General features: G+C 69.9%; 18 protein-coding genes and 1 pseudogene. 13 read left to right on the top strand and 6 right to left on the bottom strand.

The annotated features are described in order from the left end of the window. The first annotated feature begins 352 nt into the window (after positions 1 to 352). The 3 genes from OG858_RS24220 to OG858_RS24230 all read left to right on the top strand — a co-directional run bounded on the left by OG858_RS24220 (position 353) and on the right by OG858_RS24230 (position 2,410). Positions 353 to 1,246, top strand: a complete 894-nt coding sequence (locus tag OG858_RS24220; protein WP_086751821.1) for a sigma-70 family RNA polymerase sigma factor — start codon at positions 353 to 355, stop codon at positions 1,244 to 1,246. Positions 1,247 to 1,596: 350 nt separating this feature from the next. Further along, entirely contained in the window at positions 1,597 to 2,085 is a 489-nt protein-coding gene (locus tag OG858_RS24225) for a carboxymuconolactone decarboxylase family protein (protein WP_107482442.1), read from the top strand. A 136-nt stretch (positions 2,086 to 2,221) separates the two neighbouring features. Next, the gene (locus tag OG858_RS24230; protein WP_086751823.1) at positions 2,222 to 2,410 is read left to right on the top strand and encodes a hypothetical protein; all 189 of its coding nucleotides are present in this window, start codon (positions 2,222 to 2,224) and stop codon (positions 2,408 to 2,410) included. Between the two features lie 149 nt (positions 2,411 to 2,559). Here the strand turns inward: OG858_RS24230 and helR are convergent, their stop codons facing one another. After that, positions 2,560 to 4,815, bottom strand: coding sequence for an RNA polymerase recycling motor ATPase HelR (helR, locus tag OG858_RS24235; protein WP_327744438.1), 2,256 nt, complete (start codon positions 4,813 to 4,815; stop codon positions 2,560 to 2,562). A 213-nt stretch (positions 4,816 to 5,028) separates the two neighbouring features. Further along, positions 5,029 to 6,519 (bottom strand): nucleotide disphospho-sugar-binding domain-containing protein, encoded by a 1,491-nt coding sequence (locus tag OG858_RS24240; RefSeq protein WP_328544460.1) that lies wholly within the window; start codon positions 6,517 to 6,519, stop codon positions 5,029 to 5,031. Positions 6,520 to 6,922: 403 nt separating this feature from the next. On the opposite strand from OG858_RS24240, the gene OG858_RS24245 reads away from it, so the two are divergent. From OG858_RS24245 to OG858_RS24255, 3 genes are all read left to right on the top strand, one after another. Continuing rightward, entirely contained in the window at positions 6,923 to 7,195 is a 273-nt protein-coding gene (locus OG858_RS24245) for a hypothetical protein (protein WP_319260618.1), read from the top strand. Between the two features lie 10 nt (positions 7,196 to 7,205). Then, complete coding sequence (locus OG858_RS24250) at positions 7,206 to 7,586, top strand: hypothetical protein (protein ID WP_327744441.1); 381 nt, start codon at positions 7,206 to 7,208, stop codon at positions 7,584 to 7,586. Between the two features lie 314 nt (positions 7,587 to 7,900). Then, positions 7,901 to 9,478, top strand: a complete 1,578-nt coding sequence (locus OG858_RS24255) for a carbohydrate-binding protein (protein WP_319260623.1) — start codon at positions 7,901 to 7,903, stop codon at positions 9,476 to 9,478. A gap of 41 nt (positions 9,479 to 9,519) precedes the next feature. Here OG858_RS24255 and OG858_RS24260 read toward each other — a convergent pair whose 3' ends face one another. The 3 genes from OG858_RS24260 to OG858_RS24270 all read right to left on the bottom strand — a co-directional run bounded on the left by OG858_RS24260 (position 9,520) and on the right by OG858_RS24270 (position 11,797). Next, entirely contained in the window at positions 9,520 to 10,317 is a 798-nt protein-coding gene (locus OG858_RS24260) for an alpha/beta fold hydrolase (protein ID WP_256960378.1), read from the bottom strand. Beyond that, positions 10,212 to 11,033, bottom strand: coding sequence for a hypothetical protein (locus OG858_RS24265; RefSeq protein WP_327744442.1), 822 nt, complete (start codon positions 11,031 to 11,033; stop codon positions 10,212 to 10,214). Before OG858_RS24265 ends, OG858_RS24260 begins: the two co-directional genes overlap by 106 nt. A 134-nt stretch (positions 11,034 to 11,167) precedes the next feature. Further along, positions 11,168 to 11,797 (bottom strand): hypothetical protein, encoded by a 630-nt coding sequence (locus OG858_RS24270; protein WP_330346566.1) that lies wholly within the window; start codon positions 11,795 to 11,797, stop codon positions 11,168 to 11,170. Here OG858_RS24270 and OG858_RS24275 point away from each other — a divergent pair. The 6 genes from OG858_RS24275 (at position 11,787) to OG858_RS24300 (ending at position 21,723) form a co-directional block, all read left to right on the top strand. Continuing rightward, positions 11,787 to 12,170: a hypothetical protein gene (locus OG858_RS24275; protein WP_330346567.1), complete on the top strand. Its 384-nt coding sequence runs from the start codon at positions 11,787 to 11,789 to the stop codon at positions 12,168 to 12,170. The genes OG858_RS24270 and OG858_RS24275 overlap by 11 nt on opposite strands. 356 nt (positions 12,171 to 12,526) lie before the next feature. Beyond that, positions 12,527 to 12,781, top strand: coding sequence for a three-helix bundle dimerization domain-containing protein (locus tag OG858_RS24280; protein WP_086748150.1), 255 nt, complete (start codon positions 12,527 to 12,529; stop codon positions 12,779 to 12,781). Positions 12,782 to 12,786: 5 nt separating this feature from the next. Beyond that, entirely contained in the window at positions 12,787 to 13,776 is a 990-nt protein-coding gene (locus OG858_RS24285; RefSeq protein ID WP_086748154.1) for a polyphosphate kinase 2 family protein, read from the top strand. Positions 13,777 to 13,846: 70 nt separating this feature from the next. After that, positions 13,847 to 16,567 carry a cation-translocating P-type ATPase gene (locus tag OG858_RS24290; protein WP_327744444.1) on the top strand — a complete coding sequence of 907 codons (2,721 nt, stop codon included), beginning with the start codon at positions 13,847 to 13,849 and terminating at the stop codon, positions 16,565 to 16,567. 57 nt (positions 16,568 to 16,624) lie between these two features. Beyond that, on the top strand, positions 16,625 to 21,223 hold the full coding sequence (locus OG858_RS24295) for a DNRLRE domain-containing protein (RefSeq protein ID WP_327724544.1): 4,599 nt from the start codon (positions 16,625 to 16,627) through the stop codon (positions 21,221 to 21,223). Continuing rightward, positions 21,220 to 21,723, top strand: coding sequence for a hypothetical protein (locus OG858_RS24300; protein WP_143677168.1), 504 nt, complete (start codon positions 21,220 to 21,222; stop codon positions 21,721 to 21,723). The genes OG858_RS24295 and OG858_RS24300 overlap by 4 nt, the downstream gene beginning before the upstream one ends. Before the next feature lie 255 nt (positions 21,724 to 21,978). Here OG858_RS24300 and OG858_RS24305 read toward each other — a convergent pair. Next, a pseudogene (locus OG858_RS24305) lies at positions 21,979 to 22,146 on the bottom strand (VOC family protein); the annotation flags it as partial. Positions 22,147 to 22,470: 324 nt separating this feature from the next. Here OG858_RS24305 and dacB point away from each other — a divergent pair. Beyond that, positions 22,471 to 23,814 carry a D-alanyl-D-alanine carboxypeptidase/D-alanyl-D-alanine endopeptidase gene (gene dacB, locus OG858_RS24310; protein WP_319068721.1) on the top strand — a complete coding sequence of 448 codons (1,344 nt, stop codon included), beginning with the start codon at positions 22,471 to 22,473 and terminating at the stop codon, positions 23,812 to 23,814. The last annotated feature ends 368 nt before the right edge of the window (positions 23,815 to 24,182 follow it).

The following is a 24,182-nucleotide window of genomic DNA, read 5'->3' on the forward strand; positions in this document are numbered from 1 at the left end:
GCGGGGGTGAGCCGGGCTCTCGGGGTGCGGGTAGATCCACCCTCGGTTCGGTGGGGGACCGCATGGCTTCGGGGACTCGGAAGCGGGCCTGTTGAAGTGGGGCGGTCCCCGGAAGCGCAGGTTCTCGAACGCAGAGAGCCCCACGAAGTCGACGCGGCCTTCAGAGACACGTGCCACCGAGGTGCCGGACGGGGGCGGGTTCGGCCCGCTGCTCGGGTGGCGCGGATCGACCTCAGCGCGCCAGCGTGTTCTCCTCCCCGGGCCCCGGGCCCCGGGCGGCTGCTGCGGCTGCCGCGCGGGCCGGTTGGCGTCCGACACTGCACTGACGGATCGCGACACGAGGATGTGACAGGTGAGCGGGACAGAGTTTCTGGCCGGGGTCTTCGAGGAGCATCGCTCCCATCTGCGGGCGGTGGCCTACCGGATGCTGGGCTCGCTCAGCGATGCCGACGACGCCGTTCAGGAGGCCTGGTTGAAGCTGAACCGCTCCGACGTCTCCGGAGTGCAGAACCTGGGTGGCTGGCTGACCACCGTGGTGAGCCGGGTGTGCCTGGACATGCTGCGTTCTCGCGCCACGCGCCGTGAGGAGTCGCTGCACGATCAGGACGGCCGGATCCGGCTGCCCGACCCGGTCGTCAGCGGCCCGAACGGCGTGGACCCGGAGCAGGAGATACTCGTGGCCGACTCGGTGGGCATCGCCCTCATGATCGTCCTGCAGACCCTCTCTCCCGCCGAGCGGCTCGCGTTCGTCCTGCACGACTTGTTCGCCGTCCCCTTCGACGAGATCGGCCCTGTGCTCGGCCGCACCGCTGCTTCCACCCGGCAGCTCGCCAGCCGCGCCCGCCGCCGGGTCAACGGGGCCGCCCCCGTCCCCGACACCGATCTCGCCCGCAGGCGGCAGGTCGTGGACGCCTTCCTCACCGCATCGCGCGGCGGCGACTTCGAGGCGCTCCTCGCCGTCCTGGACCCGGAAGTCGTGGCGCGCTCCGACGGCGGCGCCCTGCGCCCGAGCCTGCTGCGGCGCGGCGCGGCAGAGGTCGCCTCCCAGGCGATCACCTTTGCCCGCTTCGCGGAGGCCGGGTACGCGGCGCTGGTCAATGGCACGCCCGGCGTGGTCGCGGTCGCGGAGGGCCGCGCGTTGTCGGTCATGGCGTTCACGATCCAGGGTGGCAGGATCACTGCCATCGACATCCTCACCGACCCCGAACGCCTTGCACGGATCGACCTTGGTGTCCTGGGAGGCTGAGCCACCGGGTACGTGTCGCGCGGCGGGCAGCTGAGCCCGCCGCACGACCAGCTCATTTCGGTTTGTCCGCGGTGGTGATGGCGAGGGTGGAGCCACAGCGGGAACACGGCTCGCCGTTCGGCCTCCGACCGGTGGGGACGGGCGCCGGGGCGGCCGCGCAGCTTGCGGCCCGCGGCCAGGTCCAGGCGCCGCCCGGCGGCCAGGTCCAGGCGCCGCCCGGGGGAGGACACCGGTGCCACCAGGCTCGGAGCACGCCGGGAAAAATCTTTCCGGATCCCTGTCACATGTCCGTGGGCCCATCCGTCAATGCTGCGAAGACGCCGACCAGGCCGATGCGAAGGAGAGCAGCCATGACGAACACCTCCATCTCCCGGATGCCCAACCCGGCCGAGTTCGTGCCCGAACTGAACGACATCAGCGCGGCCCTCTTCAGGGCCACGGGCAACCGCTCGGTGCCGCGTACCACGATGAGCCTCGTCCACCTGCGCGCCGGGCAGATCGTCGGCAACACCTACCTGACCATCCTCAACACCGGCTTCCTGCGCAAGGCCGGGGAGTCCGAGGAGCGCATCACCGCGGTCTCCTCCTGGCAGGACGCCCCCTACTTCACCGACGCCGAGCGCGCCGCCCTCGCCTTGCTGGAGGCCACCCTCCAGCCCGCCCCGCACGGCAGGGAGCGCGTCTCCGACGAACTGTACGCAGAGGTGGCGAAGCACTACGACGAGAAGGCACTGGCCACCCTCACCATCGCGATCGGCCAGATCAACTTCTTCATCGCCCTGGCCGTCATCGGCAAGCCGCAGCCGGTCGGCTCCCTCGCGGACGAGCAGTGGGACTGACCTGATCCGTTCGCAGCCTGGCCCCGCTGCGAACGGATCAGTGGGGGACCGCATGGCTTCGGGGACTCGGAAGCGGGACTGTTGGAGTAAGGCGGGTCCCGGAAGCGCTGGGTTCCCCAGACGGAGGGAGAGTCCCATGAAGCCGACGCGGCCTTCAGAGACGCGTGCCACCGAGGGGCAGGACGAGGGCGGGTTCGGTCCGTTGCTCGTCGCATGGGATCGGGCGCATCCCGCCCCCGTCGCGGACCCCGACTGGCGGCACCTGCTCGACGAGATGGTTCACCCCGGTACTACTCGGGCGTTCCACCGGCTGGCCGAGGCGTAGGCCGGTGCCGGTGCCGCTGCGGCCCCGAGGTCGCGCCCGTACGAGGGGTCCGGGCCGGCCCTGGCGACCCAACTGGCGGCGGTGCCATGGGACTTGGGGCCCCGACTCAACAGAGCGGATGCCGGGGCCCGTCGCGTACGCCGTCCGTCTCAGGCGGTCGTCAGGATGACCAGTCGCTGTGTCGCCCGCGTCATCGCCACGTAGTGGTCCACGGCTCCCTCGATGCCCTCGCCGAAGTCCTCCGGGTCGATCAGGACCACGAGGTCGAATTCGAGGCCCTTCGACAGCTCGGGGGTCAGGGAGCGGACCCGGGGTGCCGTACGCAGGAGCGGGCGTGACAGGGACGTCGTACGCGAGCCCGGGGCCGCGATGACGCAGGCGATGCCGTCGGCGTTGGCGGCCAGCCAGGTGTCCAGGGTCGCGTCCAGGTCCGAGGCCGGGCCGTGTACGACCGGGACACCCCCGCTGCGGATCGAGGTCGGGACGTTCGCGTCCGGAAGCACGGCGCGGATCACCGGTTCGGCCTCCGTCATGATCTCCTCCGGCGTCCGGTAGTTGATGGTCAGGGAGGCCAGGTTGATGCGGTCGAGGCCCACGCGCTTCAGGCGTTCCTGCCAGGACTCCGTGAAGCCGTGCCGGGCCTGGGCGCGGTCGCCGACGATCGTGAAGCTCCGGGACGGGCAGCGCTGCAACAGCATCTGCCACTCCGCGTCCGTCAGCTCCTGCGCCTCGTCCACGACGATGTGGGCGAACGGGCCGACGAGCAGGTCGGGGTCGGCGGTGACGAGTTCGGAGTCGTCGACCAGGCTGACCTGGGCGTCCTCGCCGCGGAGCATGTTCACCAGGCCGATACCCTCGTCCCCGTCGGCGCCGGAGTTGGCCACGGCATCGATCAGGTTGTCGACGACCTGGGTCATGCGCTCACGCTGGGCGGCGAGGGTGGCCGCGTGCCGGCGCTTGCGGCGGGCCGTCTCGGGGTCGCCGAGGCGTTGGCGGGCCGCGTCCAGGAGGGGGAGGTCGGACGTCGTCCAGGCCTGGGGCTCGTCGCGCTGGAGGCGCTGTACTTCCTCGCGGTTCAGCCAGGGCGCGCACATGCGGAGGTACGCCGGTACCGACCACAGGTCCCCGACCAGGTCCGCCGCCTCCAGGAGGGGCCAGGCACGGTTGAAGGTCGTGACCAGGTCCCTGTTCTGGAGGAGGGACCTGCGCAGAAGAGCGGGGGAGGGGGAGGCGGCGGTGTCCGGGTCGGGGTCGGGGTCGGCTTCGGCGTCGTGTTTGTCCGTCAGGATCGTCAGGAGTTCCTCCCAGACCTGGTGACGGGCCTCGTTGTGCGGGGTGCCGGGTTCCGCCGCGTCGAAGGCCGCGGTCCAGTCCTCGGGGCTCAGCCAGATGTCGGACCAGGGGGTCGTGACCGTCATGCCCTTGGCGGGGGGTTCCTCGTAGAAGCGGACGGCCTTCTCGATCGAGCCCACCAGAGCCGCCGACGACTTCAGGCGCGCCACCTCCGGGTCGCTCTCCGTACCGGCCGCCGCCCCCTCCGCGACCAGGTCGCGCAGGATGCACGTCTGTACGCCCTCCTCGCCGAGGCTCGGGAGCACGTCGGCGACGTAGGAGAGGTACGGGCGGTGCGGGCCCACGAAGAGGACGCCGCCCCGGCGGTGCCCCAGACGGGGGTCGGAGTGGAGAAGGTACGCGGAGCGGTGGAGGGCCACGACGGTCTTGCCGGTGCCGGGCCCGCCGTCCACGACCAGGGCGCCGCGGGAGCCTGCGCGGATGATGGCGTCCTGGTCGGCCTGGATGGTGCCGAGGACGTCCCGCATGCGCTCCGACCTGTTGGTGCCCAGGCTGGCGATGAACGCGGACTGGTCGTCGAGGGAAGCGGCGTGGTGGTCGGTGAGCCCGTCCAGTTCGTCCCGGGAGAAGACCTCGTCCCAGTAGTCGCTGATACGGCCGTTGGTCCAGCGGTAGCGGCGGCGGCTCGTCAGGCCCATCGGGTTGGCGTGGGTCGCGCCGAAGAACGGCTCGGCCGCCGGGGACCGCCAGTCGATCAGCAGGCGCCGGCCGGTGGCGCTGTCCGTGAGGCCCAGGCGGCCGATGTAGACGGGGTCGGTGTCGTCCGGGCTCACCATGTGGCCGAGGCACAGGTCCAGGCCGAAGCGGCGCAGGGTGCGCAGGCGGGAGGTCAGGCGGTGGACCTCCGTGTCCCGGTCCATCGCCTGCCGGCCCATGCCGCCGGGGGCCCTGCGTGCGGCGTCGAGCTGGGCGGACACCTCGGCGATGGACTGTGCGAGGCACGCGGCGAGCGCCGCGAAGTACCGCTCGTCGGCGGCGATCAGGGCCGGGGCGGCCTTGGCGGAGAGGCGGTCGGGGAGGTCGAACGCGCTGGGGGTGGTCGGGGGGGTCACTTCATTCGCTCCGAACGCTCCGAATGTGAGGTCGTTTACGACCATGGGCCCTTCTGGGTGTCCTACTGGGTTCTGCTGAGTCCTACTGGGTCTGGGTGTCCGGCTGGGTGTCCTGCCGGATGGTCCCGCTCGACGGGGCTGGTCGAAGCATCCCGGATGGGTCGACGGACCTGGATGGGCCGGCGGACCTGGATGACGGGTCTGCCCGATCGGTCAGCTGCGAACGATGGTGTCAAGGAGCAGTTTCGCCGCCACCGCCGCCCCGTCCGTGTGGACCATCTGGGCGACGGCGGCCGCCCGTACCCGCGTCTCGGGGGCCAAGGCCACCTCCAGCGCCGCAGACAGGGACTCGAACGTCGGGGTCGGGCCGTCGTGCGCCGCGCCGATACCGAGCGCGGCGACCCGGCTCGCGAAGTACGGCTGGTCCGCACCCTGGGGTACCACCACCTGGGGCGCGCCCGCCCAGGTCGCCGTGGTCGTCGTGCCCGAGCCACCGTGGTGGATGACGGCGGCGACCCGGCGGAACAGTACGTGATGGTTGGTTTCGCCGACGACGAAGCAGTCGTCCCGGTCGTCGACGAGGGCCAGCCCGGCCCAGCCCCGGGAGACGATCGCGCGGCGCCCCTGCGCACGGACGGCCTCGATGGATGCCCAGGCGACGTCCTCGGAGCCGCCCATGGTGATGCTGCCGAAGCCGACGTACACGGGCGGCGCGCCGGCGTCCAGGAACGCCGTCAGCTCGGGCGGGAGCGGACGCTCGTCGGGAACGATCCACGTGCCGGTCTGTACGACGCCGGCCTCGGAGGGTTCCGGCCGTGGGTTCGAGGTGGTGCCGGAGGGTTCCGGCCGTGGGTTCGAGGTGGTGCCGGAGGGTTCCGTGCGCGGGTTCGAGGTGGTGCCGGAGGGTTCCGTGCGCGGGTTCGAGGTGGTGCCGGAGGGTTCCGACCGCAGGTCCGAGGTGGAGCCGGAAGGTCCCGACCGCAGGTCCGAGGTGGAGCCGGAAGGTCCCGACCGCAGGTCCGACAGAGGAGCCGACACGGGATCCGACGGCTCCTGCCCTGGGTCCCACGGGTCCCACGGTTCCCACGGGTCCAGGACCGGATCCGTCGCCAGCCACGGGCGGTCGGTGAAGACGTGGTCGCGCACGTCCTCCACCGGCGGCAGACCGACCGACGCCCGGTGGGCATTGATCACCTCACGGAACAGGTCGTTCGCGCTCTGCGCGTCCAGATCCCACAGCGCGCGGTTGTCGGTCACGTCCGGCGGCAACGGCTTGCCCGGCCGCTGCATCGGCGGGTGGTGCGGCGACGGCAGGGAGACGGACTGGAAGCTCGCGTACACGTACGGGATGTCCAGCTTGTCGGCCACCGACCGTACGCAGGCCGCGGCCGGGAGCAGGCCGGTCGCCACCAGCACGTCGCAGCCCTCGGCCGCCTCGGCGACCGTGTCGAACCGGGCGAGCAGTTCGGCCGCGCGCCGGGGCACACCGCACGCCGTCGGCGGCGTCGCCGCGGTCATCAGCGCACGCACCGACCGGCCGAACGGCACCAGCGGTACGCCCACACCGGCCAGCCGCCGCGCGAACTCCCCGTCCGGAGGTGCGCATACCCGCACCTCCGCGCCGAGTCCACGCAGCCTGACCGCGAGCCCCAGCAGTGGTTCGAGGCCCCCACGCGAGTCGTAGTTCGCCAGCAGCACACGCATTCAGGGCCCCCGGTTTCGCTCGATACTGGCCTAGGCCGGAGATTCTGCGCCACGACGGGGGCCTTGCCGCAAGCCCCCCGGTGCGCTATACGTTGAGAGTGGCAAGGAGTGGGAAATCTCCTTGCCTTTGTTCTTTGCCCCCGCCTTCGTTTGTTCGCTCATCGGAGGACGGCCCGCTGTCAGGTACCAGGTCCGCCCAGGTCCGCCCAGGTCCGCCGCACACTCCGACCAGGACACCGCCACCGGCTGGAACACGGCTGCGGCGGAGTCACCCCTGCGGGGCATGGGTAGTGCGCAAGGCATGCCGGAAGACATATCCGACCACGTCCTTCGAGAAGTCGTCGCGGAAGTCCGCAGGTGGTCGGCGGAATGCCACGAGCACGCCCCCCGAAACATCAGGGTCGTGTCGACCACGCGCGACGCCGCACATGCCTTGTTGTATCCGGGCAGCGGATCCAGCGACCAGCCGGTGTTCTTCGCTTCCGCCGAGGGCGACTTCCATCTGGTCGGCCCAGGTCCCCCACGCAGCGGGGTGTGGGCCGGTTTGTTCGTCACCTACCCCCCTGCCCGTGTCACCACATTCACGCTGAGGCCGGAGGCGTACGTTCCCCGGCTGGAGCTTGGCCGGCTGGGGCGGGTGTACACGGCGGACCGACCCAGGGGCACGGACTCGTAGGGTCCGGACCATGCACAGCAACCCGTCCTCGCACGACAATCCGTCCTCGCACAGCACCCTGACGGAGCACGCCCGGTGTCTCTACGGCGACGAGTACCGCCCCACGCCCGAGTGCGGCCTCGAACACCGGGAGCACTACTTCGTCGAGGAGCTGACGTTCGCCGACGCGGAGTCCATTCTCGCCATGCTGCGCGAACTCTGCCCGCACGTGGCTGACGGCCATCTGCCGGTGTGGGTTCGGAACCTGGCCTACCGGCTGGTGCTCCTGCAGCGGCCGGACGAGCCGGCGCTGATGCGAGAGGCTGCCGGGAACCTGTGGATGCACGGCCCGGAGTGGGACGACATCGCAGCCGATCTGACGCAGCGGGCCGACGCCCTTGAGGCGGGCTGAGCAGGGCCGCCCGCCGTTCACAAACTCGGATGAACGCCTGCTCGTGATGTGAAATCCGATCCCTTCGCGGCCTCGTGGCAGTCCGGAATCCGCCAGCCAGAAGCCGTCTGATCAGCTGCGATGCTCATGCTCCCTCATGCTCGACACTGCCCCCGCTCCGTCATTCATGGTTCATCCATGTGAACACAACCCACGTACCGATCTATTGACGTGTTCAGGCCACCCTCCGACACTCATGAGGGGAAAGCGCTTTCTGATCCGAGTGAACCTGAATGAACCCGAATGAATCGGCCAACCCGTCCAGGAGATCAACGATGCAAAAGACGCACGTGAGACCCGTCATGGCGACGGCGAGCGCAGGTCTGGTGGCAGGCCTGCTGGTCGCGTCGTCCGGTACGGCGGCGCAGGCCGCGACCGCGCGGTACGAGGCCGAGACGTCGCCGGCCGTCTGCACCGGCACGATCGACTCCGACTGGACCGGATACTCGGGCAGCGGATTCTGCAACGGCACCAACGCCGCAGGCGCGTACGCGCAGTTCACCGTGACCGCACCCGCATCGGGCACGGCGACACTGTCCGTACGGTTCGCCAACGGCACCACCGCGGCACGGGCCGCGAGCGTCGCGGTGAACGGTACGACCGCCGCCACCACGTCGTTCGAGAGCACCGGCACATGGACGGGGTGGACCACCAAGACGCTGACCGTGCCCGTGACGTCGGGCAGCAACGTCATCCGGATCAACCCCACCGTCGCCACCGGGCTGCCCAACATCGACCGCCTCGACGCCGACGTGCCCGACGGCACCACCACCCCACCGCCGACCGCCTCCGCGCTGTACGTCTCGCCGAGCGGGACGGACGGAGCCGCCGGAACGATCTCGAACCCCACCACCCTCACCTCGGCGATCAGCCGGATCACCGCCGGCGGGACCATCTACCTGCGCGGCGGGACGTACGCCCACTCGTCCACCGTCACCATCCCGGCCGGCAGCTCGGGTACCGCCGCCGCCCGTACGAAGCTGTCGGCCTACCCGGGCGAGACGCCGGTCCTCAACTTCTCCGCGCAGAGCGAGAGTTCATCGAACCGCGGACTTCAGATCAACGGCTCCTACTGGCATGTCTTCGGGCTCGTCGTCGAGCGCGCCGGGGACAACGGGATCTACGTCGGCGGCAGCGACAACGTCATCGAGCGGACCGTGACGCGGTTCAACCGGGACACGGGGCTGCAGTTGGGGCGGATGGCCTCCACCACTCCCGCTGCCGACTGGCCGTCGGACAACCTCGTCCTGAGCGCCGAGTCGCACGACAACGCCGACTCCGACGGGGAGGACGCGGACGGGTTCGCGGCGAAGCTCACCACCGGGACCGGGAACGTCTTCCGGTACGCCGTGGCCCACAACAACATCGACGACGGCTGGGACCTCTACACCAAGACGGACACCGGGCCCATCGGACCGGTGACCGTCGAGGACTCGCTCGCCTACGAGAACGGCACACTCAGCGACGGCTCGCAGGCCGGGAACGGCGACCGCAACGGCTACAAACTCGGCGGCGACGACATCTCCGTGAACCACGTCGTCCGGCGCAGCATCGCCTACGACAACGGCAAGCACGGTTTCACGTGGAACAGCAACCCGGGCTCCATGGCGGTCTCCGGGAACGTGAGCATCGACAACACCGAGCGGAACTTCAACTTCGACGGCGGTACGTCGGTGTTCCGAGACAACACGTCGTGCCGCAGCGGCAGCGGTACGAACGACCGGATCATCGGCAGCTCCGACAGCTCCAACCAGTTCTGGTCCGGGGCGAACGGCTCCCGCTGCTCCTCGTACTCCGGCGGCCTGCACTGGTCCTTCGGCAGCGACGGCGGCCTTGACGTCACCTTCGGGTGAGGGACGAATGACGTGTCGCCCCCGCCCGCGACGGTTCGCCGTCACGGGCGGGGGCTTTCCCGCCTCGGGCCGGTGCCGTCGACGAAGGCCGTCACGACCCGCGCGTACTCCCTCGGATGGGTCACGTGGGGAATGTGGCCGGCGCCCTCGAAGGTGAAGGTGTCCGCCTGGGGGAGGGCTTCGGCGAGGCGGGTGGTGACCGTGGCGAACCAGGGTGGGCCGGCCGTGCCCCGGGTGAGGAGGGCCGGGCCGGTGTAGGCGGAGAGGCCGGGGAGGTCCAGGTCGGCCCAGTGCGGGTCGTCGTGTTCGTCGAGGAACGTGGGGGCGTTGGCCAGGAAGGTCTGCCGGACCGGGGAAGGCAGTTGGTCCCAGGTGCCGGGGCCGACGGCGATCTCGTCCGTGAACTGGCGGGCCGCCGCCAGGGGTTCGTGCCCGCGCAGGTGGGTGAGGACGGAGGCGAACCTCTCGGCGATCTCCGTCATGAGCGGCTGTGGGCGGGGGTCCTCGGGGACGATGCCCGTGAGCGGGGGGTCGTGGGCGATGATGCCCCGGAAGAGGTCGGGGCGGCGAGCGGCCAGGCCGAGCGTGGTCGAGGCGCCGAAGGAGTTGCCGGCGACGTAGGCCGGGGCGAAGTCCAGGGTCTCCATCAGGGCCGCCAGGTCCTCCTCGTCCTCGTGCCGTGAGCCCTGTCCCGGGGGACGTTCGCTGCGGCTGTGACCGCGGCGGTCGTAGATCAGGACGCGGAAGCGTTCGGTGAGGGCGGGGAGGGCCGGGAGCCAGGCGTGGTGGTCGCCCCAGGAGCCGTGCACCAGGACCAGCGGGTCGCCGGACCCGGCCACCTCGTAGAAGAGTTCGACGCCGTTCGCCTCGGCCCTTGGCACGCCCGGTCTCCTTGTCCGTCGGGTCCACCGGGTGGTGGTGTGGACATGTACCCCAACGAGACGGCGCCCCCTCCGGCACTGTGGCTCCGCCGGTGCTCAGCCCTGCGGCTCGGAGATGTTGACCAGTGTTCGCCGGCGGCGACCGAGCTGATCCCGGAGTTGGTGCCGTACGCGTAGGCGATCAGGAGCAGGCGTTCCAGGAGCTTGGCCTCGTCGATGGCCTCGCGGGTGCCGACCGGGGCGAGGGCCTTGAGCATCCCGGTGCGCAGGGCGGCTTCCTTGAGGATGTCGATCAGGGCGACGGTGCCCCACTTCTTGCGGATCGCCTTTTTGAGCTTGCGCAGGTTCTTCGGTTCCTTCTGCGGCTCGGGCTCGGTGAACTTGATCGCGCCGTTGCGGTGCTTGCCGCTGATCGTCACCCACGGCAGTTTCGGCAGCCTGGTGTCCAGGGCGCCGAGCTCGGCGCGCATCTCGCTCTTCAGCTGGGCGGTGAAGACCTTCCCGTCGCGCGGCTTGTTGAGCTTCTCGTAGTACTCCGCGCGCCTGACCTCGAAGTCGTCGGGCAGGTCGTCGTCGGGGTTGCGCCACTTGTCGGCGCCGGTCACCCAGATCTCCTTGCAGCGCAGCCGGTCGCGCAGGGCCTGGAAGACGCACGCCTCGTAGACCGTGCGCATGACGCGCTTGGGCCCTTTGTCGGGGGTGAAGATCGCGAACTCCATCCAGTCCTTGCGGACTACTCCGTCCAGCGGGATGGTCTCGCCGAGCGGCAGGTAGGTGGTGGAGGAGTCCTTGTGCCGCTCGATGAGCTTCAGCGCCTCCAGAAGTCGAGGACGCCGAGCAGCTTCATCAGCCCGCTGCGGTAGTGGTTGCTGTAGGAGGGCTTGAACACCTCCCGCTTGGAGCGGGCGAACTCGGCGTTGGTGGCCTTCATCTCGGCGACCAGGTCCTTGAGGGTCTTCTCCCCGCCGGCCGCCGGGTAGATCACGTCCCGTACCGAGCCCTCGGGGGCGCCGAGGGAGGCTGCGGCGATCTTCCCGAGCAGCCCGGACTTGCCACGGACCTTGGTGAGCTCGGCCACGAACGCCTCGGTGACCTTCTTCTCCGCCCGCGCGTTGATGCGGTGCACCGTGGAGTTCAGCAGCTCCACCAGGGTGTCGGTGATCTCCCGCTCCCGCTGGAACAGCAGCGCGGCCAGCAGCACGTGCCGGACAGGCGTGTCGAAGCGGCGCAGGTGACTCGGTGAGGCGGCCGATGCCCTGGCCCGCCACGCGTTGATGACCTGCACGCCGATCCCGGCGAACACCTTCGCTGGGACACTGACGGCGCGGACCTGCCCCAGCTTGGATATCTCGTCGAGCAGCGAGTTGAGGCTGACGTTTGCCCGGATGGGCCTTGATGTCTGCCAGCACCGACTCCGCGTCGTCTTCGTGGTCCTCACCGTCGCCGTCCACGGCTGCCTCGTCGCCCTGCTCGGCGCCGGGCAGGGCAGTGAAGACCAGCGCGTCCAGCCGACGGGGACATTCCTCGGCCTGCGTGAGCCGTGCGGCGACCTCGGTGACAGCCCGTTCGTCGGCCTGGTGCAGCGCGGAGCGGATGACCGTGGTGACCTGGGCCGCGGTTGGCGGCTCGATCAGGTCCACGCGCATCTGCCGCAGGAGCTCGGCCCGCACCTGTTCCTCGCGGCGTTCGTCGTGCCAGATCACGTCCACCAGGTGCGAGACGAGCTTGACCAGGTCGGTCCTGGTGCACTCGTGCCAGCCGGTCAGATCCCGCAGCTCGCTGCGGTGCCGCTTCGCGGGCGCGCGAGGTGAAGTCGTAGAACCCCAGCTCGGACGCGGCAACGCCGAGTTCCCTCGATCAGCGGCCCGGCCGCGGCGCCGACGCCTGCCTCGGCGGTTTCCCGCCCCCGGCCTCAGGGGGCGATCTTGTCCGGACGAACAGACAATGAGCGCGAGGGATCCTGTCACAGCTGTGGCGGGATGTGCGGTTCTGCGGTCTGGAGGTCGTGGGAGATGGGACACGTGCGGCCATGACGGTCGAAGAACAGACTCCTGACGTCCGTGGATGCCTCCCCGTCGGGAGCTTGATCCGCCGCCCCGGGCCGGTGAAGCGCACCGGTCCCGCAGGGCCTGCGACCGCCCCGCCGCCCGGCTCGCAGGACGAACTGGTGTCCGTCCGGAACATGATGGCTCGGCTGAGGGCCGTCTATCCCTCCGTCGACGCGGTCACCGTCGAGGCCACAGTCAGGACCGCTTATGACTCCTTCCACCAGGCCAGGGTCAGAGCCTACGTCCCGATCCTGGTCGAACGCCGGTCCCGGAGAGTGCTCCGTGCCGCCTGCCGCACCGCTCCCGGTCAGGCTGTCGACCGCAGCGCGGCCCCCGAGACGCGCCGCGCTCACCCCGGACCGGAGAAGGACTGATCGTGATGTCGGACGACAGAGCCGAACGCATTGCGGACTTCATCGCGCCACTCCGGGTGAAACCGGGGTCGAAGGTGCGCCTGGAGCGGGACTTCGATCCTCGCTACAAGGCAGGTCTGAAGAAGCGGGAGGGGATCGAGCTGCTGCGGACCGGGGTGTCTCTGCTGGCCGAGTACCAGGAGCGGCTGGCCGCCCAGGACACCTACGGCGTACTCCTGTGCCTCCAGGCCCTTGATGCCGGTGGCAAGGACGGGACGATCCGCCATGTGATGAGCGGCGTCAATCCTCAGGGCGTACGGGTCAGCAGCTTCAAGGTGCCCTCCGCCGAGGAACTCGACCACGACTACCTGTGGCGCTACGCCCAGCGCCTGCCCACGCGCGGTGAGATCGCTATCTTCAACCGCTCGCACTACGAGGAGGTTCTCGTCGTGCGCGTCCACCCCGAGAACCTGGTCCGGCAGAGCCTGCCGGACGACACGCGCGGGCCGGACATATGGCAGCGGCGCTACCGGGAGATCAACCACTGGGAGCACTACCTCACGGACAACGGGTTCAAGGTGGTGAAGATCTTCCTGAACCTGTCCAAGGAGGAGCAGCGCACCCGTTTCCTGAAGCGGATCGACCGGCCGGAGAAGAACTGGAAGTTCTCCGCGGCCGACGTCCGCGAGCGGCGCCGGTGGGACGACTACCAGCACGCGTTCTCCGAGATGCTGTCGGCCACGAGTACGAAGTGGGCGCCGTGGTACGTCGTGCCGGCGGACCGGAAGTGGTTCGGGCGGATCTGCGCGGCGGCGATCCTCGCGCACACCCTGATGGACATCGATCCTCAGTTCCCCGACGTCGGGGAAGAGGCACGCAAGGACCTGCTCGTCACCAAACGGGACCTGGAGCAGGAGGCCCCTGCCGGGGCACCGGCCGATCCGTACGCCGACCGGCACCCATCAGCCGCGCGGGCCACCGGGCGGAAAGACCGGCCGAGGAGGAAGCGAGGCTAGGACCTGTCGGAGCGGCGCGCGACCGGCCTGGACGCAGCCGCGGCCACGGCCACGGATCGGAGGCAGAACGATGACGGTGCGTTCGCATTCCGTGGGAGAACAGCCTCCGTCCTCGGGTGACGACTGGTACGCACAGGCTCCCGAGGAGGTCGTAGCGGCGTTCGGTGTCGATCCGCCGGTCGGTCTCTCCGCGGCACGGGCCACGCAGCTGCTGACCGCGCACGGCCCGAACTCGCTGCCCGAGGAGAAGCGGCCTGCGGCCTGGCGCCGGTCCCTCGCGCAGTACCGCAGTTACATGCAGATCGTCCTCGTGGCCGCGGCGGTCGTCTCGCTGCTCATCAAGGAGTGGACCACTGCGGTCCTGCTGATCGTCCTGACCCTGCTGAACGCGGTCGTGGGCCTGCGCCAGGAGGGCAAGGCCGAGAGCGCGATGAACGCGCTGCAATCGATGATGAAGGCGACGGCACGGGTACGCAGGGACGGCACGGAGGCCGAGATCCCCGCCGAACAGCTCGTCGTCGGCGACATAGTGCTCATCACCGCCGGGGACCAGGTGGCGGCGGACGGACGCATCATCGAGGCCAGTGCCCTGCAGATCGACGAGTCGGCACTCACCGGCGAGAGCGTCCCGGCCGCGAAGAACGCCGGCACACTCCCTGGCCCCCTGCCGGCCCCCGGCGACCGGACGAACATGGCCTTCATGAACACCCCGGTCACCCACGGCAGCGGCGTGCTCGTCGTCACCGCGACCGGCGCCGCAACTGAGGTCGGCAAGATCTCCGGGATGCTGTCGGCCACCGAGAAAGAGGTACCGCCACTCACCAGGGAACTCGACACCCTGACGCTGTGGATCACCGGGGCGGCGGCTCTGACCATGATCGTGATGTTCGCCCTGGGACGCGGGCGGGACCAGGCCTGGGACGTCCTGTTCGTCAGCGCGGTCTCGCTGGCCATCGCCGCCATCCCCGAGGCCCTGCCGACCGTGACCCAGGCGATCCTCTCCGTCGGCAGCCTCAACCTGGCGAAGCGGAACGCCATCGTCAAGGAACTCCCGTCCGTCGAGACCCTGGCGTTCACGTCGGCGATCAACTCGGACAAGACCGGCACCCTGACCATGAACCAGATGACCGCCGTCGAAGTCGTGAGTCCCACCGACCGGTACACCGTCTCGGGCACCGGCTACGGGCTCGACGGGAAGATCCACCATGCCGCGGGGGCCTCCGCAGGCATCGAAGACGCGATCCTGCCGTACGTGGTGGCCAGCGACGCGAAGCTGGTGGACGGCGAGGTGGTGGGCGATCCCACCGAGGGCGCGCTGCTGGTGCTCGCGCACAAGGCCGGGCTGGACATCGACGCCACCAGGGAGGGACTTCCCCGGCTCGCCACGCTGCCGTTCGACCCGGACTACAAGCTCATGGCCACCTTCAACCAAGCGGTCGACGCCTCCGGGCAGCAGATCGTCCGGTGCTTCGTCAAAGGCGCGGTCCCGGCAGTGACGGCGCGGGCCGCCACCGCGCTCGCGGCCGGCGCGACCATCCCGTGGGACGCCGAGCTGAACGCGCGCGCCGACGCGCAGACCGAGCGGATGGGCGGCGAGGGACGCCGGGTGATGGCCGCGGCCACCCGTGATCTGGACCCCGCCGGCTTCGATCCGGACGGCGACCTCCTCGCCTACATCACCGAGCTGCGGATGACCAGCCTCGTCGGCATGGTCGATCCGCCCCGAGAAGACGCCAAGGCAGCCGTGGCCGGCGCGCAGGCGGGGCACATCCGAGTCCGCATGGTGACCGGTGACGACGTCACCACCGGCGCGGCGATCGCCCGGCAGCTCGGCATCCCCGGCGACGCGGTCCTCGGCGCCGACTTCGCCGCCATGAGCGAGGACGAGCAGCTCGCCCGCATCGACGGCATCGGGGTGGTGGGCCGCGTCGCACCGGAGCACAAAGTACTGCTCGCCGACACGCTCAAGAAGAAGGGCGATGTCGTGGCGATGACCGGGGACGGTGTCAACGACGCGCCTGCCATCAAAGCCGCCGACATCGGTATCGCCATGGGCAGCGGCACGGATGTGGCGAAGAACGCCGGACGCATGATCCTCTCCGACGACCGCTTCGCCACCATCGTCTACGCCGTGGAGCAGGGCCGGCGAATCTACGACAACCTGACCAAGTACATCCGGTTCGTCCTGCTCCTGCTCGTCACCTTCGTGCTGACCTTTCTCGGGGCCACCGTCTTCAACATCGCCGCCGGTGAGCCGTTCACCCCGCCGCAGGTGCTGTGGATCCACTTCGTCGTCAACGCCTCCTTCGGCTTCGCGCTCGGTTTCGACCGGGAGAGCCCCGGGCTCATGCGACGCAGGCCGCGTCCGCGAGGGGAGTCCGTGCTCACCCGGCCCGTACTGGTCACGGTCGGACTCGGCGGGCTGGCGATCACCGTCGTCCTGCTCGGACTGATCAAGCTCGGTCAGACCCACTTCGACAGTGTCGAGACCGGTCGGTCGATCGCGTTCACTGCCTTCGCCCTCTGTCTGATCGTGGCCGCGTTCGAGTGCCGCAGCGAGACGGACTCGGTGCTGACGACGTCCACCTTCGACAGCAGGCAGATGAACTGGGTGGCACTGACCCAGTTCGTACTCGCGGTCCTGGTGACCCAGATGGACGGCTTCCGCCGCATCCTCGGAACGACCCAGATCAACGCGCGGCAGTTCGGCTGGGCGCTGCTGGCCGCCCTCGCGCTCCTGCTCCTGTGGGAACTGGGAAAGTTCCTGGCCCGTCGGTCAAGAGACACCTGATGCGTTGGCACTTCACGGCCCGGTGAGACGCTCAGGGACGCCTGTGACACTTTGCCGGTGAGACACAGAACCGCACGCATACCCGGATTCAGACACAGACCCGGGCACCACACAGCCACCGCAGCCCTGCTCGTCCTCGCCCTGACCGGTGGCGCGTTCGCCGCCGTGGGACAGGCGGTCGCCGACGACACCACGACCACGGCCGACACCGCCACGGAGACCGTCGAGGAGCGCGATCTCGGCCCCGCGGAGGCCGACGACGAGGCGACCGCACGGCTGCTCGCACAGGCACAGGACCGTCGTATCGAGATCCTCTCCGCCCGTACCGAGACCGGCTCCACGTACGCCAACCCCGACGGCACCCTCACGGCGGAGGCGTTCGCCGCGCAGGTGCGGGTGAAGGAGGACGGGCGATGGAAGGAGCTCGACACCTCACTGTCCGACACAGGTACCGCCCTCACTCCCGACACCGCGGCCGCCGACATCACTGTCTCCGACGGCGGGGACACCGCCCTCGCCTCGGTCTCCGAAGACGGCAGGACCTTCGGGCTCGGCTGGGCGGAGAAGCTGCCCAGCCCAACCGTGGACGGTGACACCGCCTCGTACGACCTCGGCGCGGGCGAGACACTCGAAGTCACCGCGCTCCCCCAGGGGTTCTCGCAGAACGTCCTGCTGGACCGGGCGCCGGACGAGCCGGTGTCGTACCGGATCCCCCTGGAGCTCGACGGGCTCACCCTCGCCGAGGCGGACTCCGGGCATCTGCTGCTCACGGACCCCTCCGGCGCGCTGATCGCCGAGGCGCCCGCGCCGATGATGTGGGACTCCAGCCGGAACGAGCTGTCCGGCGAACCGGAGCGCCAGGCCCGGGTCGACGCGGACATCGAGACCGCCGCCGACGGCAGCCAGACCCTGGTCCTCACCCCGGACGCCGGTTTCCTCGCCGAGGCCACCTACCCCGTGACGGTTGATCCGACCTCCACCCTCGCGGTGACCACGGACACTTGGGTGGCCACTAACTACACCGACTCGCAGGTCTCCTCCACAGAGCTGAAGTCGGGAACGTACGACGCCGGTGGCACCAAGGCCCGTTCGTATCTGAAGTTCGACGTCTCGGACTTCGCTGACAAGCACATCACCGACACCAACCTGTCGCTCTACTCGTACTGGTCCTCGTCCTGCTCGACCGCGGGCGCCGGCACCCAGATCCGGCGGATCACCTCCACCTGGTCCTCGTCGACCGTCACCTGGGACGAGCAGCCGTCGACGACCACCACGGGCGCGGTCACCAGCACCGCCGCCAAGGGCTACTCGGACGACTGCCCGGCCGGCACGGTCAACTTCGACATCGACGACATCGTGCAGGACTGGGCCGACGGGTCCACCAACTACGGCATCCAGGTGCGCGGGGCGAGCGAGACGGACTCGCTGACCTGGCGCCGCTACCGGTCGGCGAACTACATCGCCAGCGACTCTGCCGTCGAGCCGCACCTGACCGTCACCTACAACTCGTACCCGAGCACGGCCACCCAGATCCTGCCGCCCGCCTCGGCCGTCACCCCCGACGCCACCCCCACCCTGTGGGCCAGGGCGAGCGACGCCGACGCCGACCAGCTCCGCTACACCTTCGAGGTCTGGGACAGCGGCCTGACGACCCGGAAGACCACCGGCAACTCCAAGTACCTGCTCTCCGGCCGGATGGGCACCTGGACCTCGGGCACGCTCGCCGCCGGGACCTACAAGTGGCGGGTCAAGGCGTACGACGCGACCGACCTGTCCAAGTCCTGGTCGGCCTGGCGGACCCTGACCGTCGACCCGACGGCACCGGCCGCGCCCGGCATCACCAGCACCAGCCACGCCTCGTCCACCGGCTGGTACGCCGCCGACGACTTCACCGGCACGCTCACCGCCGACGACACCAGCGGCATCGACGGCTACGCCGTGAAGATCGACCGCTCCCCGGCCACCGGCGCCGGCACCACGGTCACCCAGACCTCCACCACCGTTAGCGCCGCCGACCGGGCCGACGGCACCTGGTACGTCCACGCCGCCGCCCGCAATAAGGCGGGCCTGTGGTCGACGACCCAGAGCCTCCCGTTCAACGTCGACACCACCGCCCCGAGCGCCCCGACGGTCACCTCGTCCACGCACCCGCTCGGCACGTCCACGTACGCGAGTCGCACGGCCTCCTTCACCTGGACCGCGCCGACCGATACTTCGGGCGTGGCCGCGTACGCCGTGAGCGTGGACCAGAATGCCTCGACGCTGCCGTCGAGCAGCTCGACCACCCAGACAGCCGCTTCCCTCACCACCACGGTGAGCGCCGACGGCACCTGGTACCTGCACGTACGGGCCAAGGACAAGGCGGGCAACTGGGCAGCGTCCGCCGCTCATTACTCCTTCGGTGTCGACTCGACCCTGGCGCTGCTGCCGACCGTCAGCTCGGCCACACACCCGGACCAGGCCGCCGCCTACAAGACGACCGCCTTCACGGCGACCTGGGCGACGAGTGCCGCCGCGGCCGGGTACAGCTACGTCCTGGACGCCGCATCGGACACGGTCCCGAACACCACCACCGACTCCACCACCGCGTCCTACGCCGGCACGGTCACGGAGGGCACCTGGTACCTACACGTCCGCGCGGCCGACGCCGCCGGGACATGGGGACCCACGGCCCACTACCGCTTCACCGTCGACACCACCGCACCCGCCGTCCCCACGGTCTCCTCGCCGGACTTCCCCGACGAAGTATGGGCCGGTGACGCGGGCGACACCGGAACGTTCACCCTGAGTTCCGGCGACAAGGGCCTGAAGTCGTTCACCTACGCGCTCGACGGCGGAACGGCCACGACGGTCACCGCGACCGCGGCGGCCGAGGCGATCGACCTGACCCCGGCAAGCGACGGCAGCCACAAGCTCACCGTCACCGCCACCGACAAGGCGGGCAACACCTCCGCCGCCACCGCCTACACCTTCCACGTCGGCGGCGCCGGGCTCACGGCTCCCCTGGCAGGGGAGGAGGCCGGGCACTCGGTCACACTCACCGCGGCGGGGCCGGCTGATCTGACGGGAGCGACCTTCCAGTACCGGCGGGGTGACAGCGACGCCTGGGCGGACATTCCCGTCTCGGCCGTCAGCCTCGCCTCGGACGCGTCCGCGGTGACGTGGCCGGTCGCCATGACGGACGGAATCACGCCAGACCTGACCTGGGACACCGACGCGCTGGCCGACGACGGGGAGCTGCAGCTGCGGGCGGTCTTCACCGGGGCGAACTCTCCGGCGCCGTCGGACGCGGTCGAGGTGCTGCTGAAGCGGGTCGACGTCACAGAGGAGGGCACCGACCTGGACAGCATGACCGAGCCGACCACGGTCCAGTCCTACGCCCTGGAGGCGGCCGAGGAACGCGCCGAGGTGTCCGCGGACACGCTCGCACCGCCCTACCTCGACCAGGACACCGGCGACATCGTCGCCCCGGTCGCCGAGACCGACGCCAAGGACGACGCCACGGCCGCCATCTCCCTGACCGACGTACCGGTCGACCTGGGCACGGGCGACGGCAGCACGGAGGATACCGCCGAGGCCGCCGACGGCACCACCACGACCGAGGACGACGTCGCGGGCACGGTCGCCACGACCGACGCGACGGTGACCCCGGTCACCGAGGTCGTCGCGCACAGCCAGGCCGAACTCGACTCCGTCGCCGACGAGATCCTCTACCTCGACGAGGACGACATCACCGGCGCCACCGCCCTCGCCTCCGCTCGGGTCGACGCCGAGACCAACAAGGTCGTCGTCGAGATCGCGGCCGAGGACGACGGTTTGGCGGACCGGCTCGGACAGCGGTACGGCAACGACATGATCACCGTCCGGGTCAACCCCGGCGTCACCGAGATCAACGAGACCGCGGACCGCTGGAGCGACAAGAACCCGTTCAAGGGCGGAGCCGGCTACGAGTCCCACTGGCCGGCCGGTGAGGCCGCCAACAAGTTCGCGGCCTGCACCACCGGGTTCGCCTGGACCTACAAGGGCAACCCCTACATCGTCACCGCCGGGCACTGCACGACCCTCGACGGCTGGATGAACACCTGGGACAAGACCCCCCCTGACAACTCGATGAGCGTCGGCAGCGTCGACTACGACAACTACACGAACGGCAAGGGCTCGGCCAAGCTCTCCGGCCAGAGCTACTACTCCGGGGACCTGTCGCTGATCCGCATCTACGAGAACAAGTACAACGTCTCCGCGCGCATCTACAAGAAGGGCTCCACACTGCGCAGGGTCGAGAACCGGTGGACCACCCGCTCCAAGAAGGCCGAGCAGTTCTGCACCGGAGGCGCCCGCAGCTCGGAGGTCTGCGGCTGGAAGGTCACCGAGACCAAGAAGCGGTGGAAGTACGGCAACGGAGACGTCGCCCAGAACATGACTGTGGCAGAGAAGAACTCCGGGGCGTGCATCATCGGCGGGGACTCCGGAGGCCCCGTCTACACCGTGAAGTCCAACGGCTATGTCTACGCGAAGGGCATCATTTCGGGCTCGGGATGCGTCTCCCTCACCGACGACGGCGAGTGCAGCGACTCCTGGGACGGTAAGTGCCGCGTATTCTTTACTGACATCTCCCTGGCGGAGAAGGCGCTTCCCGGAGGGGTGAAGAAGTGGTGACCACGGCACGGCACGCCCGCGTGCTAGGCGGTGCCGCCGCCCTCCTCGTGGGTCTGTCCGGCTGTGTCGACTCGTCAACCTGCGCCGGGATCGACGTGGTGTCCCAGGTCGGCGTGTACGTCGTGCAGGACGGCTACGGCGATCTCGCGGGCGCCACCTACGAGTTGTGTACGCGCGGTGAGTGCGCCAAGGGCGAGTTGGAGCAGACGGGCATCGCGAACGTGACCGTCGGGCTGCCGGACGACGTCGACCCCGACACCGCCCCGGTCCGCCTCCGCGTCACCCGCGCGGGCGCGGCCAAGCCCTTCATCGACGACTCCGTGGACGTCAAGCTCGCCCACCAGTCCGACGGCTGCGGCGGCGGTGGCTACTCGCAGGGGCTGGCGTACACCAAGGAGGACGGTCTGCTGCCGAACGTCCCGAAGGAGATCGGGAAGGCCTGGGTCCAGCAGCGCACGGCCGAGGCCACCGCGGATCCCAGCCCCACGGCATCCTCCTGATCCTCGGCAACCCCGTGCCCGGCCCCTCCTCGGAGCGGCCGGGCACGGCCTTTGTGTTCGGGGGCTAGGCATTCAGGGGGCTCAGACACGTCCGCTCGCACCCTGTCGATTCCTTGACAGCTATGCCCGTTCTCGGCTCCTGCTGAAGCCCCGAGACCGTTATCCGCCGCTTGATTGATCCTGACCCCGAACCCGCAGCTGACCGTCAGGTTGGCTACAGAAAGCTACTTGTCACTTGGTTCGCCGCTCGTTAACGGTGCCCCGCATGCCGTGCATGATCTTGTCGGAGTCCGGGGTGTCGGGTTGGCCGAAGCTGCCGAAGGTGTTCAGCGTCAGATCGCCGCCGAAGACCTCCTTGTAGAACTCCAGCGCCGGCCGGGCGTCGCCGTCGAAGCTGAGATAGGGGTTGAGCCGCGAGACCACGAGAACCTCCTGAAAGCAGAGCAAACGGAGCGAACGGTCAGTTGTCCGGAGACTAGCCCCCGCCACTGACAACGGCATGCCGGACCGTCGAGCGCCTCCGGTGCCGGCCGCGCGGCGCGCCCGTCCGTCGGTCCGTCAGCCCGTACGGCGTGGCGTCCGTCACAAACGGAGGCCGACGCGTCAAGTCTTCACAAAGAACCCATCGGTAGCGGGAGTTCATGCTGTTACTTTCGCTTTCAAGATTCTGGCGTTTCCGTGTTTCCGTGTTTCCGTGCTCCCCGCATTTCCTCGAAGCTTCCTGAACCTCCCCCCACCGAGGCCCCCATGTCCAGCTCCTCCTCTCCGTCCTCCGCCCTCCGCGCGAGCGGCCGGCACCGCAAGGCCAAGGCTCCGAACCCGGCGCTGCGCCGGGCGGCCGTGATCGCCGTGGTCGCCCCCGTCGCCGGCACGATCCTGGCCGGGACGTCCGCCTTCGCCGCCGACAAGGCGACCGTGAAGGCCGGTGCCACCGAACTCGACGCCGCCGAGCAGAAGATCGCGGACAACCTGAACACGCGCAGCCAGGACGCGCGCCTCGGCAGCAAGCTGGGTGGAGTCGTCATCGACGCCGGGTCCGACAAGGTGGTGTGGGGTCACAACGCGGACACCGCGCTGATGGCCGCGTCGAACACGAAGCTCGCGACCTCCACCGCCGCGCTGACGGTGCTCGGCCCGGACCACCGGTTCACCACGAAGGTCGTGTACGGCGACGGCACGCTGACCCTCGTCGGCGGTGGCGACCGCACCCTGACGACCGACGACCTCGACGCGCTCGCCAAGACCGCCGTCGCCGGGCTGAAGAACGCCGGGCTCACCTCGGTGAAGGTCCGCATCGACGACAGTCTCTTCCCCGAGCCGACCCTCGCGAATGGCTGGAACACCGGCTACTACCCCGACTCCATTGCCCCCGTCCGCGCGCTGGTCGTCGACTCCCACAACGTCGACGACACCTCCCTCGACGCGGGCGGCGTCTTCGCCAAGCTCCTGGCCGGGCGTGGCGTGACGGTCGACGGTGGGGTCACGCGCGGGGTCGTCGGCAAGGGAGACGTGCCCGTCGCCTCGCACACGTCCGACAAGCTGTCCACGGTCGTCAAGCAGATGCTCAAGGTCAGCGACAACGACATCGCCGAGTCGCTGCTGCGGCTCACCGCGCTCGGCGCGGGCCGCTCCGCCACCTTCGAGGACGGCACGGCCGTCGTCCGCGACGTCCTCACCCGGTACGGCATCTCGCTCGACAACTTCGAGATGTACGACGGCAGCGGCCTGTCCCGCGCGACCCGTATCCCGGCGCGGACCATCGCCGACATCGTCGACCTGGCCGCCGACCCCCGGCACGCCCAGACGCTGAAGTACATCATCGACGGGCTGCCCGTCTCGGGTGAGGCGGGCGCCACGCTGGGCCCGGAGTTCGGCCGCTTCGACACCGCCGACTCCAAGTGCGCCGTCGGCCAGGTCAAGGCCAAGACCGGCACCCTGACCGGTGCCGTCGCCCTGAGCGGTCTCACCAAGGCCCAGGACGGCGAGTGGAAGGTCTTCTCCTTCATCGAGAACGACTCCACCGCCGGGCCGTCCGACATCAAGGACGCCCTGGACGGCCTCGCGGCCACGGTCAACGGCTGCTGGGTGTAGCGCACCCCCCTCAAGACTCACGGACGCCGGGTGTGGGGACGGCCGGCGTCCGTGGGGCACGGCGACATGCGTCCGCGTGCCGACGGACAGCGACTCACCCCGACACTCGCCCGGGTGACGTGCGGTGACTTCGCTCTGCCGCCCGCCCACTCGTCGTGCCCAGGTGCCGCCCCGCGGACTTCCGCGATCCGCGCCGTCCCTGCGCCGTCCCCGCACCGACCGACCCCCGGACCGGGCATCGCTCCGGTGACATGGCCCGGGGGTCCGCGCGGAGCGACGACCCGGCGAGGTCCGTCGGCCACCGGGTGAGACGGTCCGCCAGATGGCCGAGCGCCCCGTCGGCGGCCGTCACGCCGACGCCGGGGTGC

It is taken from the genome of Streptomyces europaeiscabiei, assembly GCF_036346855.1.
In the GTDB taxonomy this organism is placed as follows: domain Bacteria; phylum Actinomycetota; class Actinomycetes; order Streptomycetales; family Streptomycetaceae; genus Streptomyces; species Streptomyces europaeiscabiei.